We start from the raw sequence: 13,794 nt of genomic DNA, 5'->3' as shown, positions 1-13,794 counted from the left end.
GCAGCGTTAACTCCCTCTGTAAAAGTTTTATTCCAAACTGAACAGTTTGATTTAGCAGATGAATATAATCCGCACATATCAACATTTATTCCAACTAAGGATGGAATTTATGAGATAACAGCAAAAGTCTCGTTTTGTCCGTCAAAAAGTAAAAGCAATGATTCCTCAAAAAACAAAAAAGATAATTGCAAATGTGATTATTGTAAAAAAAATCATTCTTCAAAAGACAAAAAAAAGCACTTTTTAAAAGAAGGATATGTTGCATCCATTGCAATTAACGTAAACGGAGATGATTTAGATATTGTAAATGACTTCTTTGGTAAATCAAGACCTATTGGACTATCGGTTACTACAATCCTTCAGTTACAAGCAGGAGATTGGGTACAAGTAATATTTAGCGCAGGTGCAAACGGAGAAATTTTAGCAGAGACACTTCTAACAAATTTTCAAGCTGCTAGATTTCCCTCTCCAATGTAAAGATCTTTTTTGCTTTTATTTGCTTAATTCTTACATTGAGCACCTAGATATCATATTTGTTAATTAAAGTTGAGTATTAGAATTTTTCAGGAGTTTTAAAAATCGGCTAATTGTAGATGAGCAAGATTTAGTCGATTGTTTTGACGTCTGTAGAGCACAAGTGAGTCTTTATGCCGGAAGAGTTCATATTGAAACTTTGGAAAATCTAGAGAAAAATAAGGATGATCAGTGGAAAAGCACCCTTACTTCAGGTGCTTTTTTGATTGTGGTTATGGAATTATAGTATTCTGACTCTAAGATACTACTATATTTACTTGTGAGGCTTCTTATTGGGTACTGCCCCCAACTCTTTAGCAGCCTTTTTACCTGCCTTTGCAATCTTTAATGCTAGTTCTTTATAAAAAATTCTTCCACATCCAAATGAAGTCCAGGATAAAGTTCGTGCAGCGTGCTTAAGGCAAATTATAAAAAACATCATGCCGTTGTTGAAAAAATTGAGAACAATCCTTTCTTGAAAGGAAAATTGCTTGTTTCAAAATCAGCTAAACAAGAATATGAACGGGCTCCTTTTTCTATTTTCTACATCCCCATCAGTTTATCAAGTCCCACGTATTTCTTTAAAAAGTCACCCTCATCAAAAAAATATCCTCTTGCTAGACTCTCCATACCATGACCTAAATCAAAAGCGACTTTGCCTAGCATCTCTTTAATGTAACCAGCTAATATGATCGCATTTGTTCCAGCTGCTAATAAAGCTAAGTCAAAATCATAATTAGCGATCTCATCCTTGGCTCGTGGTATATCTTCAAATTGGTTGACGTTAACGGATCCAACCACTTCAAAGTTTAGCTCGGCTTTTAAGCTATTATTAAGTGCTTCCATCACTTCCTCTGCATAACCACAAACAATTAATAACTTCTTTCCTTCTAACATTTTGCGGAATTTTTCTCTTTGTGAAAACATAATTACTCTCCGGGTATATGCTTCAAAACAATACTTCCTCCAAATATCAAGCGTATCAAAGACCTTTTCTGTAAACTCGCCCGCATCCTTTTCCCATAAAATGGTATTGTATCCAACAATATCAGACACGTTGACTGCATCGATAGCCATATCCCGGGCATCCGTATTCGGGAATACGATACCTCTATGGTAATGCCCCCGCCTAATTCTAGCAAGTGCGGTCTTCACTTCTGGATTACTCATTATTTCTGCTTCTGACAATAGATGATATTGGGCCATAACAAACGACTCTGTCGCACCGACTGATATGACTGAATAAGGAATTTTATTTTTTAAAGCAAATGAAACCTTATCCAACACTTCCCCGCTGGTTAGCATTTGTGTGCGCAAACTAATTCGACTTTCCTCAAATCTCCACTCAATATCCCTTAAATAATCTTTGATATACTCAATGAATTGCTCGGCTCTAATGGTAGATGTATGTTTTTTCCTCACCATTTGATAGCCTCGTTCTGTAATATCATTTCTTTCTTCCTCATGCTCTAAATAATAAAGGGCCTTTTCCAGGTAATTATCCTCATTGATTTCGATAAATGTTTCTCCATCAATAAACCCTAAATCCTCCAGTTCTTTTGATCCACTCGCCAACAAAAGCGTTTTGCTTGCTGGAACTTCAAAATACTTGGCAATGGGAAACTTATATCTAGAATCATCGGTAAAAAACATTTTCGCCTTATTAATCTCCATGGAAAAATATTTTCCAACTAGTGATTTGACCTCCTCTTCCTGACCGTAATCTCGATATCCAGGGTGTTGATTATGAACGAAACCAGGGTATCCACTCATCCCTATATCAATTTTATACCTTAGAGGATAGGTATACTCATCTACAGCACCCATAAGTAAAAAGTCTATTTCTTTATTCAACTGATAATCTTTAAACTCTTCTATATTCACATAATTGGGGAGCCACCGAAATTTATATAGTAATTCTGGATAATAAGTTTTAAAAGCATCTCTGTAAAAAGAAAAAATTATATCAATATCATTTTCATAAACAAACCGACGAAACTTCTCTTGATCTCTTTGTATGTCCCAAAACAATATGCCTTTAGGGATATTGACATATTTTAAGCCATGTAGTGGTTTGTTCCAAACTACATCATCAAAAAAGATAAAATCAGGAGTGAAATTTAGACGATTTATCACATCTTTAATATTTGTCTCTTCTTGTAAACAAAGAATAATGATGATTCATCACGTCTTGCTTAAAAAAGTCTCCATAACGAATGACATTTTTACTAGTATCGTTAGTAGAATACAATATTTTTAATTTACGCATTTAACTACCCCCATTTACGTACTTGAGCTTTATTGTGAACACTTATAATCAAAGAAAATTTTCTATTTTTCGATACAAACTTTTATCCTCAAGCTTTTTGAAAAAACCAATACTTGGTTTAAGATTAGCTTCGATAATCTGAGTCAGTTAGGCCAATATCTAAACCTAGGACACTTGCAACTGGATAATAACCGCCTAAATATTTTGCATCTAAAATTGCAATACTATCGATTTCGATATTTTTCAAATCTATTTATGTCCTTTATTGATGGCTTTTCGAGTGCATGTTTCAGCGTGAGGATTTCTTTTGCTACAATTATATTGTTATTGTTCATTTTCCGTATAAAAACACCAGTCAACGCACTTTTATCCACTGCTTAAGGCTGTCATACACCATCCTATTCAAAGTTTGTATAAGTGTTAATCCTTTTTTAAGGTGGGATGTCGTAAAAAGAAGAACAACTGCAGACATGATTGTTTATGTCGCCTGCTAAGAACATTCAGGGTGAAGGAGTGACATTAATACAAAGTCTTGAGATATATTACGGGAGAGCTAAATGGTGTTAGAGATTGCTGAGCAGGAATTATTGTGCCTGGTAGCATATCTCCTCCTCTTAGAGGCAGAATAATTCAAAGGGTGCTTTTCCGACGACATCTGATTAGGTGTAAAGAAGAGCTTCATAGGCCTCAGACAATTATTCCGAGCCCTAGTAGTCATCATCGTCCATTTTTGCGATGATAGCCTACTTAGCTTGCAAATCCCCTTTATTTAAAGTTGTAAATTACAACCGACAAGGATAGGATCCAAAAAATAATCTGCAGTAAGTAAAATTACGACTAAAAGGAAAAATCTTGTACATGTAAAAAAAGGACTAGTTCTTTTTGTATATCCTTATCAGCAATCCCTTTATTCGCTTTAACTAAACACCATTAAATTCCAATATATACAAAACTATTTTGTTTTCCGGTTATATTAGCCTATTACCCTCTACATTTATTCGCATAGGATAAACAAAATAATTATTAGAGAGGGAAGGAAAAAATGTCAGAAAAAATAAACCACAATAATGCCCATTTTAAAAAGGTAGGGGTAATTGGCCTAGGTTATGTAGGTTTGCCTCTTGCTCTTCTTTTTGTAAAAAAGGGCTTTGATGTCATTGGTATTGATGTCAATCAAAGCAAAATTGAAAGCCTGAAGCAAAATACTTCATATATACCCGATGTTAGCGTTGATCAAATAAAAGATGCAGCATCCTCTGGAAAATTTACTGTTTCCTCTAATTATCAAAGTGCTGAAATGGTAGATGTCATCATTATTTGTGTACCAACACCTTTGACATCTTTTCACGAACCAGATTTAAGCTATCTTGTTGATGTAGGAAATTCACTTGTTCCACACCTACAAAAGGGACAATTAGTTATTCTAGAAAGTTCAACCTACCCCGGAACAACGAGAAAAGAGCTCCTCCCAATTTTAGAAAAAAGTGAATTACAGGTAGGAACGGACCTTTTTCTTGCCTATTCTCCTGAACGTATTGACCCTGGAAATAAGCTTATTACTGTAGAGGAAATTCCAAAAGTAATCAGTGGAGTAACGAATCAATGTAGCGAGCAAATTTTTCAATTGTATAGCCAAGTTTACAATCAAGTTGTTATCGTGTCTTCAACTGAAGCTGCTGAACTTACCAAGTTGCTAGAAAACACATTCCGATTTATCAACATTTCGTTTATCAATGAATTTGCTATCCTTTGTGATAAATTAAACTTAAATGTTTGGGAAATTATTCAAGCTGCCAATACGAAGCCATATGGTTTTACTTCATTTTTTCCTGGACCGGGTATAGGAGGACATTGCATTCCTGTTGACCCTCTCTATTTGCTATGGGTTGCAAAACAAAGTGGGACAAACAGCCAATTCATTGAAATATCGAATAAATTAAATCATGACATCATCCAGTACATCGCTGACCAAATTGAAACCATTTCTTCTGATAAAAATCCTCGTATTCTCATTTATGGTGCCGCCTATAAAAAAGATATTAATGATGCCAGAGAATCTTCTATTTTTCCAATTATTCAAAGGCTGGACAATTCTCATTTCCACGTATCCTATCATGATCCCTTTATCCCTGAAATCACTGTTAACGGTAAAAAAATGCAGAGTATTCCTTTAACAGAGGAACAATTACAACTAGCAGACTGTATTCTGATTTTGACGGATCATTCTCAAATACCCATTCAAAAAATAATAGACCATGCAAAGCTAGTTTATGATACAAGAAACATAACGGAAGGTCTGACCGGGAATGCCAAGGTCATTCGATTGGGAGGTGGATCCCAGTGAAAGTACTTGTTACAGGTGGGGCTGGGTTCATTGGTTCACATATTGTTAAAAAATTGATTGAGTTGAACAATACAGTGATCACTTTAGATGATTTATCTACAGGGAAACAATCTTTTCTTAGTGAAGTGATGAACCATCCAAATCATACATTTGTGAATGGATCGGTGTTGAATCGAAACCTTCTGGAAAGCTTAATCGACCAGTGTGAACTCGTATTTCATTTAGCTGCCGTGTTAGGAGTGAAGAATACAGTCGAAAATCCGCTAAAGGTGATCGAGGGTAACATTGACGGAACACGGAACGTTCTAGAACTCGCTTATCCAAAAAAGATTAAAGTCATTTTTTCATCCACTTCCGAAGTGTATGGAAAGAATGATCAACTTCCATTCAGTGAAAATTCCAGCAGGGTATTGGGGCCAACCACGACCCATCGCTGGTGTTATGCTACAGCAAAAGCACTAGACGAACATTTATGCTTTGCTTATGCGCAGAAAGGACTTCCTGTAACAGTAGTCCGTTATTTTAATGCTTACGGTCCCCGAGCTACGGCCACCCAATACGGGGGGGTGATACCTAAGTTTATAACCTCCGCATTGAAAGGTGAACCTCTCACAGTATATGGAGACGGCACCCAATCAAGATGCTTTACGTATATTGATGATATGGTTACAGGAACGTTGTCTTGCATAGACAATCAGGTTAATAATGAGGTATTTAATATTGGCAAGGATCAGGTTCTATCCATCAACGAACTTGCTGGAAAAATAAAAATATTATGCAATTCACCCTCCCCTATTATCCATATTCCTTATGAAATTGCTTATGGGAATGGCTATGAAGATACACAAAATAGAATCCCAGATTTGACGAAGGCTAATAAACTGCTGAATTTTTATCCTTCAATTGATATTGAGGTAGGACTAAGAAAAACGATAGCCTGGTATAAAGAGAATTTAGAAAAGGAGTAGGGTATGAGAGTACTAGTGACGGGCGGAGCTGGATTTATAGGTTCCCATATTGTTGATTTGCTCATTGAATCTGGACATGAAGTAATTGTAATTGATAACTTAAGTACTGGAAAAAAGGAGTTCATTCATAAGAATGCGACCTTATATTTGTTGGATATTAACTCACCCCAATTAGAAGAGGTTTTTGCCAAAGAAACACCCGAGTATGTCATTCATCAAGCAGCACAAGTTGATATCACCAAATCAATTCAGGATCCAACTGCCGATGCTGATACCAATATCCTTGCTACCATTCGTTTGTTGAAATGCTGTCAAAAATTCAATGTCCGAAAAATCATTTACGCTTCATCCTGTGCTGTATATGGAGAAACCAACGATTGCAGCATTCACGAAAATTTTATCGTGCAGCCCCTCTCCTTTTACGGTGTATCCAAGTATACTCCAGAGTTATATATTCAGCTCAATCACAAATTTTACGGAACTCCCTATACGATTCTTCGCTATGCCAATGTGTATGGCCCCCGTCAGACTCCAAAAGGTGAGGGCGGTGTGATTGCTATTTTCATGCAAAAGGCATTAAAAGGTGAACAACCGATAATTTTTGGGGATGGGGAACAGACGAGAGATTTTGTTTATGTGAAAGATGTCGCATCAGCAAATCTCTCGGCTTTAACAAATGGAACAAATGAAATAATAAACATTGGTCTTAATAAAAAAACAAGCATTAATAAATTACATGCTTTAATTTCATCCATGTTTCTCGATTCTGCTTTGCCTATATATCTTCCTAGACGCAACGGGGACATTCAATACAGCAGGCTGAATAATGAAAAAGCACTACAGAAATTGGACTGGAAGCCCAGTTATGAGTTGCTTGAAGGTTTACGAGAGACAAAGTTGTTTTACGAAAATGATTGTTCTAAAGGAGGAAATTCATGATGGAAAGTAAGGTAACAGTTGTAATTCCATTTTATAATCCTGGTGCATATATACTTGAAGCACTGGATAGCGTTTATGCACAAACGTATAAAGACTGGAGGATTATCCTAATAGATGACGGCTCAACTGATGACACCGTGGTTAAGATTAAGGATTACCTGGAAGATCCACGAATCAAATTGGTTAGGCACTCACAAAACATGGGACAGTCTAAAAGTATGAACTCCGGATTAAACCTAGTTGAAACTCCTTTTCTAATTCAGTTGGATGCAGATGACTGGTTTTACCCTTATACACTGGAAGTGTTATTAAAGGAAACGGAAACGGTTACGAATCCTGATGAAATCGCTGTGTTTAGTGGAAATATAAACCTAGTATATAAAACAAGTGTGGATAGTGAAGCCACTCGAAATAGTAAAAAATTTAAATTTAATCCCACAACAAAAAAACTAGAGTGGCTAAAACCTAGAGTGAAAAGTAGAGTAATAAAAGGTCGCTCATTTCAGGAGCGATATGAATTTCTACTCGCTAATAGTTCCGTATGGCCTCGTTTTTATCGTACTACTGCATTGCAACATATTGGCGGTTGGCCAGTAGATGATCCCTATGAAGGTCGTTATGCAGAGGACATAAGAGTTCTTTCTCGGCTAATTGAGCATTATCGCTTTCATTGCGTGGATAAAGCATTGCTAAACCATCGTCGGCATAACAAAAATCAAACCAATAATATACAAGTTTATCGGGATATTATGGAGTGGATAGTATGGGATTCATTAAAGCGATGGGGCGATGAGTATGAGCCCATCTTTACAACGAAAGCAGGCTGGACTTCACTTACCGGACTTAGACCAAAGAGTAAAGACTAATCAAACTTTTGTTTGATTCAGTTTGTAGACAAAAGGGGCTCGGAATTATAAAATTCCGAACCCCTTTTGAAATTCCCTTTGATTTTTCGCCTAAAGTTAGGAGATGGGGGCTCTACGAGCCCACCATGTTAGGCCATTTTCGGACCTTACCATGTCCAATTGGCCATCTTCTTTACATTCATGGCAGCGAAAGTAAGCATCGCCTGCATCGACAATTTTTTAAGTCCCCTTAAAGTAGTCCAACGTATACCATGCTTTTCTTTTGCATCTGCGAATACACGCTCAATCGTTTCTTTACGCTTTGCATATATAGTTTTTACATCTTGATGATGACGCAGATGATCTGCTTCTTCCATATGTGTTTGCCAGATATGAAGAGTTACCACCTTTTGACATTCTTGACTTTCTGTACACCGAGATAAAATGAGCAAGTTGTACAAATGTGTTTGGGCGATTTGTACTCTCGATAGCCCTCTTTATTTGTTGTTGAGTACTTTAATAGCTAACCCGTTGGGCAAAGGTAACAATCAAAAAGTTCATCGTATACATAGTCCTGTTTGCGGAAGAATCCTTCTTTTGTGCGAGGGCGTGTATAAGTAACGCCGGTATAATTTCTTTGTTAAATAGGTAGCTTGTAATCGCTGGTGTTTTAAAAGCTGCATCTGAGGCAACGGCTTCCAGTTTTCCAACTTTCTCAATCACTGGTTCAACTAGTGGCTCTAAAATTTGACTGTCGTGTGTATTTCCAGGTGTTACAATCGTTCCCAATACAAAGACATGGCGGTCTGCAGCCGCGTGGAATGAATAGGCAAACTGTTTTGTTCGTTCATCTTTCACATAGTAGCCACTCTCAGGATCCGTAGTACTTTCTTTAATTGCTTTGGTTTCTTCCTTATCAAATTTATCTGGTAGAAAAGGCTTCTTTCCATGGTTTTCACGATCTGGATTTATTTCATCTTGAAGACGTCCTTGATATGCTCGTGTTTCTTTGTGTACGATTTTCTTTTCAAATTTGCGCTTATTCGCATTGGCTTTCACATGTGTGGAATCGACGCATACGTGTTCAGCACTTTTTAACTTTCTATCAGCAGCTGTCATTAAGATACAATAGAAAATCTGTTCAAAAAGGTCGGTATCTTTAAAGCGACGTTCATAATTTTTTCCGAATGTTGAGAAATGAGGCACTTTATCATGGAAACCATAACCTAAAACCAACGGTAAGCCATATTTGTTTCAACTTTTTCAATTGTCTTACGCATGGAACGAATACCGAAGGTATATTAAATGAATGTCAGTTTTACTAAAATAACTGGATCAATACTTGGGCGTCCTATCTCTGAATACATATCTTTCACCAAATCATATAGGAAAGCGAAGTCAATGGCAGCCTCTATTTTACGAACCAAATGGTTCGCTGGCACCAGTTGATCTAAAGTAATCATTTCTAGTTGGTCTCGCTGGATAGAATCATCTTTCGAAAGCATCCTCATCACCTCAAGTTTTAATATTTCTATTTTAAAACAAAAAGACTCTAGGCAAAAGGGCTCTATCTAAAGGTTAAAACAAGTTGATTGGAACGGAAGGTATGAGACTCCTGCGGGAACATCGTGTCTATGGGAGACCCCACAGGCGAAAGCCGAGGAGGCTCCCGGACTGCCCGCGGAAAGCGAGTGCCTGGAGTGGAAAGCAACGTCCTGATTGTACAAGCCATAAAAAAATGTAGACAAACTCGATTTTCATCGAGTTTGTCTACATTCTGAATCGCCCCTGTAAAAAAGGGACGATCGTTTTTTGACTAATTAATCTGGTGCGAATTCAACCGTATACATACTCAATCTTGGATTTGGGTCAATCCAAGCGCTTTCAAACACGAAGACCACTTTATAATTTGCGTAATCGATATAAGTGACATAGTAATTCCCTTCTTGCTCCACTTCACTTACCGGTTCACCAATTAATTCCTTCAACATGGATAAATGAATGGTTTGCAATTGCGGATCAAAATCATCAATGGCGGTAATCGTCTTTCTACCTGTTGAACCGTCATAGAGGAATCGGACATTCCGGCTCCAATAATTGGCTGCAACAGTACTTAGATCTTCCGGTGCCCCCCAGGCTTTTTCCACTTTCTTCAGCGAATCACCTACAGAAAATGGCCCACTGCTAATGGATTGTTGGGATTCGTAAGCTAAACCCATAATCTTTCGAATCAAAAGATCTGGCGTGGATTGCGATGATATCGAATCTGTTGAAGCATAAGCAGCCTGCACACTAAACATGAGAAATGCAAGCATTAGAAATGTAACACTTCGGATAAAACGATTCACTTGTTTCAAGATATCCTCCCTTTCCATATGGAACTGACTGATTACATTATTTTAACAATCTAAAAAAAGATGAAAAATTGCGCATGTCATTCCATTGGTTTTTACCATTACCATTAATATTCATTGGAACATTGGACACATACCATTCGTTAAGAAAAAATTTTCAAATGAAATATTAACCGATTAAGCCATTTCAAGTGAGCCGCATTATATCCTGATCTAAAACTGATGCCAAAAAGGACTGAGTCAGTAACTTGAAGTCAATGGTTCCTTCTTTATCCGAATGGGCACAAAAAAATGTTGACAGCGTTTTCTTATGAAGATAGTATAATTATTACAAGTTAACGATGGTGGAGATTTGGAGACTCATGCTTTAATAGGACCTTTTAACAAAAAGGTTACTATTTTGGTATGGGTTTTTTTATGTCATCATCATTACTTTATTTAATTAGGTTCAAAAATATCATATTAAGGAGGAATTGGATGCTCAAATTATTTAAGCCAGCTCTACCAGTTGAAAGATTACCGGAAGGAAAAATGGATTCTGAATATAAGAAACTCAGATTACAAGTTTTCATCGGGATCTTCATTGGATATGCAGCGTATTATTTAATTCGTAAAAACTTTTCCATGGCAATGCCATATTTAAAGGAGGAAGGCTATACAACTGGAGAGCTAGGACTTGCATTATCAGCTATCTCGATTTCATATGGGATAAGTAAGTTTGTAATGGGAACTGTGTCAGACCGAAGTAACGCGAGGTATTTCTTGCCAGTAGGTTTGATACTTGCTGGAATCGTCAGCTTACTTATGGGACTTGTTCCATTTTTCACATCATCGGTTACAATCATGTTTATCATGTTATTCATTAATGGTTGGTTTCAAGGAATGGGCTGGCCTCCATCAGGGAGAGTCCTTGTTCACTGGTTCAGTGTAAGTGAAAGAGGAGGGAAAACGGCAATATGGAATGTTGCCCACAATGTGGGTGGTGGCCTAATGGCACCATTGGCCATTGCAGGTGTCTCCATCTTTGCCACATTAATGGGTTCTTCATATGCAGGTTATGAAGGAATTTTTATACTACCTGCTCTAGTTGCCATATTAATAGCAATCATATCATTTATCTTAATACGTGATACACCACAATCAGTTGGATTGCCGCCGATTGAAGAGTATCGTAATGATTTTCCAAATAAAATGAAAAAAACGTTTGAAACAGAACTGACAACAAAAGAGATATTATTTAAATATGTATTAAATAACAAATGGGTCTGGGCGATTGCGATTGCAAACATCTTTGTATATTTCGTTCGTTATGGGGTACTTGATTGGGCACCAACCTATTTAAGCGAAGAAAAGGGCTTCAACATGGACGAGTCCAGTACGGCTTATTTCTTATACGAATGGGCAGGTATCCCGGGTACTTTATTATGCGGCTATATCTCTGATAAAGTTTTTAAAGGCCGTCGGGGACCTGCTGGCGTTGTCTTCATGCTAGGAGTATTAATCGCAGTCCTTGTTTATTGGTTTAACCCTGCAGGCAACCCAATGATTGATATTATATCCCTAATTGCGATTGGATTCTTAATTTATGGACCAGTAATGTTAATAGGCCTGCAAGCACTTGATTTAGTTCCCAAAAAAGCTGCAGGCACTGCAGCAGGACTGACTGGCTTATTTGGATATCTAGGTGGATCTGTGGCGGCTAATGCCATTATGGGATATGTAGTTGACTTTTCAGGCTGGAATGCAGGTTTTACATTAATTACGATTTCTTGTGTACTGGCAGTAGTGGTCTTTGCATGTACATGGAATGTTCGAGGACAGGAAGTAGTAAAGGGTTAATACAGGCATATATTATTGAGCTCAAGTTTCCCCATCCCCCTGGATATATTCTAAGGGGGATGGGTTTTCTATTATTAGTTAAACCCATCCATGATTAGATTGCCGCCTTATAATGACTGAATATTCAGTTATATATGGCAAAAAGCAGTTGACGGACGTTTGTTTGACATACCTTATTGATATGCATATAAAAAATGACCATGCCTTTATACCAACGGTCCTAAAGGCATGGTCATTATATCAAAAATCATATAGATTCATGTTTTCTACCAAAATACTGGTTATTGCCGATCAAAAAGAGAAGCTCCCGCTATTCCGGGTTTAGTCATCTCATAAGGATTTAGAATCAGATCCAATTCTTCTTCTGTCAACACATCATATTGTAAACAAAGTTCGCGAACTGACTTCCCTTTCAATATCGCTTCTCGGGCAATACGTGAAACCACTTCGTACCCAAGGTGCGGATTGACTGCAGTAATCACTCCGACACTTTGTTCGACATAATCTTTTAAATGCTGCTCATTAGCCTCAATGCCTTCCAAACAATAATCTGTAAAGACATTGAAAGCATTGTTCATAATGCTGATTGATTGCAACAAATTGAATACAAGCACTGGCTCCATTACGTTCAACTCTAGTTGTCCCGCTTCTGATGCTAAGCAAATCGTATTATCGTTCCCGATCACTTGGAAAGCGACTTGATTAATTAATTCTGGCATGACTGGATTTACTTTACCTGGCATGATGGATGAACCTGGTTGACGGGCTGGAAGTGTGATTTCTCCTAATCCAGCTCTCGGTCCTGAAGCCATCAAACGTAAATCATTTGCAATTTTAGACATATTCATCATACATACTTTCAATGAAGCGGATACCTCAGTGTATGCATCCGTATTTTGGGTTGCATCTACTAAATGTTCTGCTCCTACAAGCGGCAAGTTACTGATTTCAGCTAAATATGTAACAACGTTTTCAATGTAACGCGGATCTGCGTTCAATCCCGTTCCCACTGCTGTTGCTCCCATATTCACTTCATATAAATGTTGACGTGATTGACTTATTCTTTTTATATCCCGATCCAAAACGCGACTGTAAGCCTCGAATTCCTGACCAAGGCGAATCGGCACTGCGTCCTGAAGATGTGTGCGTCCCATTTTGATAACATGATCAAATTGTTTTGCTTTTTTCTTTAAAACCGTACTCATCTTGGTCATTGTTTGTAACAATTGCTCCATAAGACGCAGTGTTGATAAATGAATGGCGGTTGGAAATACGTCATTGGTTGATTGCGACATGTTAACATGGCTATTTGGGCTAACATGTACATAATCACCTTTATTGTGGCCCATAAGTTCTAACGCACGGTTGGCAACAATTTCATTAATATTCATATTCATCGATGTCCCCGCACCGCCTTGAATTGGGTCAACGATGAAATATTCATGCCACTTTCCATCGATCACTTCTTCAGAAGCTTTGACGATAGCGCTTCCAATACCATCATATAACCGTTTGGTATCCATATTCGCTAAAGCGGCCGCTTTTTTAATCATGGCCAGTGCACGAATCATTTCTTCATTGACTTTGTAACCGGTAATCGGAAAATTTTCCACTGCTCGTAAGGTTTGTATTCCATAATAAACATCTGCTGGAATTTCCTTTTCCCCAAGAAAGTCTTTCTCGATTCGGTATGTTTTCTCTTCTATCAACATTTCCTCTTGCC

Annotated in this window: 9 protein-coding genes and 2 pseudogenes; 6 read left to right on the top strand and 5 right to left on the bottom strand. The window is 37.5% G+C overall.

The features are described from left to right. Positions 1 to 477, top strand: a pseudogene (locus AC1DIV_RS21780) (hypothetical protein); the annotation flags it as partial. 579 nt (positions 478 to 1,056) lie between these two features. On the opposite strand, the gene AC1DIV_RS21775 reads toward AC1DIV_RS21780, so the two are convergent. Continuing rightward, a complete protein-coding gene (locus tag AC1DIV_RS21775; RefSeq protein WP_340876595.1) occupies positions 1,057 to 2,397 on the bottom strand; it encodes a glycosyltransferase in 1,341 nt (446 codons plus the stop codon). Positions 2,398 to 2,906: 509 nt separating this feature from the next. Beyond that, the gene (locus AC1DIV_RS21770) at positions 2,907 to 3,029 is read right to left on the bottom strand and encodes a hypothetical protein (protein WP_340876597.1); all 123 of its coding nucleotides are present in this window, start codon (positions 3,027 to 3,029) and stop codon (positions 2,907 to 2,909) included. A 795-nt stretch (positions 3,030 to 3,824) separates the two neighbouring features. Here AC1DIV_RS21770 and AC1DIV_RS21765 point away from each other — a divergent pair. Genes AC1DIV_RS21765 through AC1DIV_RS21750 form a run of 4 tightly spaced genes read left to right on the top strand, consistent with a single transcriptional unit; the run spans position 3,825 to position 7,899 of the window. Next, positions 3,825 to 5,126 (top strand): nucleotide sugar dehydrogenase, encoded by a 1,302-nt coding sequence (locus AC1DIV_RS21765; protein ID WP_241636377.1) that lies wholly within the window; start codon positions 3,825 to 3,827, stop codon positions 5,124 to 5,126. After that, positions 5,123 to 6,094, top strand: coding sequence for an NAD-dependent epimerase/dehydratase family protein (locus AC1DIV_RS21760; RefSeq protein ID WP_241636378.1), 972 nt, complete (start codon positions 5,123 to 5,125; stop codon positions 6,092 to 6,094). The genes AC1DIV_RS21765 and AC1DIV_RS21760 overlap by 4 nt, the downstream gene beginning before the upstream one ends. A 3-nt stretch (positions 6,095 to 6,097) precedes the next feature. Next, positions 6,098 to 7,033, top strand: coding sequence for an NAD-dependent epimerase/dehydratase family protein (locus AC1DIV_RS21755; RefSeq protein ID WP_340876598.1), 936 nt, complete (start codon positions 6,098 to 6,100; stop codon positions 7,031 to 7,033). Beyond that, on the top strand, positions 7,030 to 7,899 hold the full coding sequence (locus AC1DIV_RS21750; RefSeq protein ID WP_340876599.1) for a glycosyltransferase family 2 protein: 870 nt from the start codon (positions 7,030 to 7,032) through the stop codon (positions 7,897 to 7,899). The genes AC1DIV_RS21755 and AC1DIV_RS21750 overlap by 4 nt, the downstream gene beginning before the upstream one ends. Positions 7,900 to 8,045: 146 nt before the next feature. On the opposite strand, the pseudogene AC1DIV_RS21745 reads toward AC1DIV_RS21750, so the two are convergent. Continuing rightward, a pseudogene (locus tag AC1DIV_RS21745) lies at positions 8,046 to 9,383 on the bottom strand (IS1182 family transposase). 315 nt (positions 9,384 to 9,698) lie between these two features. Next, complete coding sequence (locus tag AC1DIV_RS21740; protein WP_340878533.1) at positions 9,699 to 10,226, bottom strand: DUF4309 domain-containing protein; 528 nt, start codon at positions 10,224 to 10,226, stop codon at positions 9,699 to 9,701. 483 nt (positions 10,227 to 10,709) lie between these two features. Between AC1DIV_RS21740 and glpT the strand changes: the two genes are divergently transcribed. Further along, positions 10,710 to 12,071, top strand: a complete 1,362-nt coding sequence (gene glpT / locus AC1DIV_RS21735) for a glycerol-3-phosphate transporter (protein ID WP_340876600.1) — start codon at positions 10,710 to 10,712, stop codon at positions 12,069 to 12,071. Between the two features lie 281 nt (positions 12,072 to 12,352). On the opposite strand, the gene aspA is transcribed toward glpT, so the two are convergent. After that, positions 12,353 to 13,783 (bottom strand): aspartate ammonia-lyase, encoded by a 1,431-nt coding sequence (aspA, locus tag AC1DIV_RS21730; protein ID WP_323597252.1) that lies wholly within the window; start codon positions 13,781 to 13,783, stop codon positions 12,353 to 12,355. Positions 13,784 to 13,794 lie beyond the last annotated feature (11 nt).

It is taken from the genome of Peribacillus sp. 05N428 (assembly GCF_056397085.1).
Note: the sequence above shows the minus strand (reverse complement) of the source record. Positions and strands in the feature narration are given on the sequence as shown.

Coding starts and splice junctions, on each gene's coding strand:
- AC1DIV_RS21765 (WP_241636377.1), top strand. CDS start 3,825: ATGTCAGAAAAAATAAACCACAATAATGCCCATTTTAAAAAGGTAGGG.
- AC1DIV_RS21755 (WP_340876598.1), top strand. CDS start 6,098: ATGAGAGTACTAGTGACGGGCGGAGCTGGATTTATAGGTTCCCATATT.
- AC1DIV_RS21750 (WP_340876599.1), top strand. CDS start 7,030: ATGATGGAAAGTAAGGTAACAGTTGTAATTCCATTTTATAATCCTGGT.
- glpT (WP_340876600.1), top strand. CDS start 10,710: ATGCTCAAATTATTTAAGCCAGCTCTACCAGTTGAAAGATTACCGGAA.
- aspA (WP_323597252.1), bottom strand. CDS start 13,783: ATGTTGATAGAAGAGAAAACATACCGAATCGAGAAAGACTTTCTTGGG.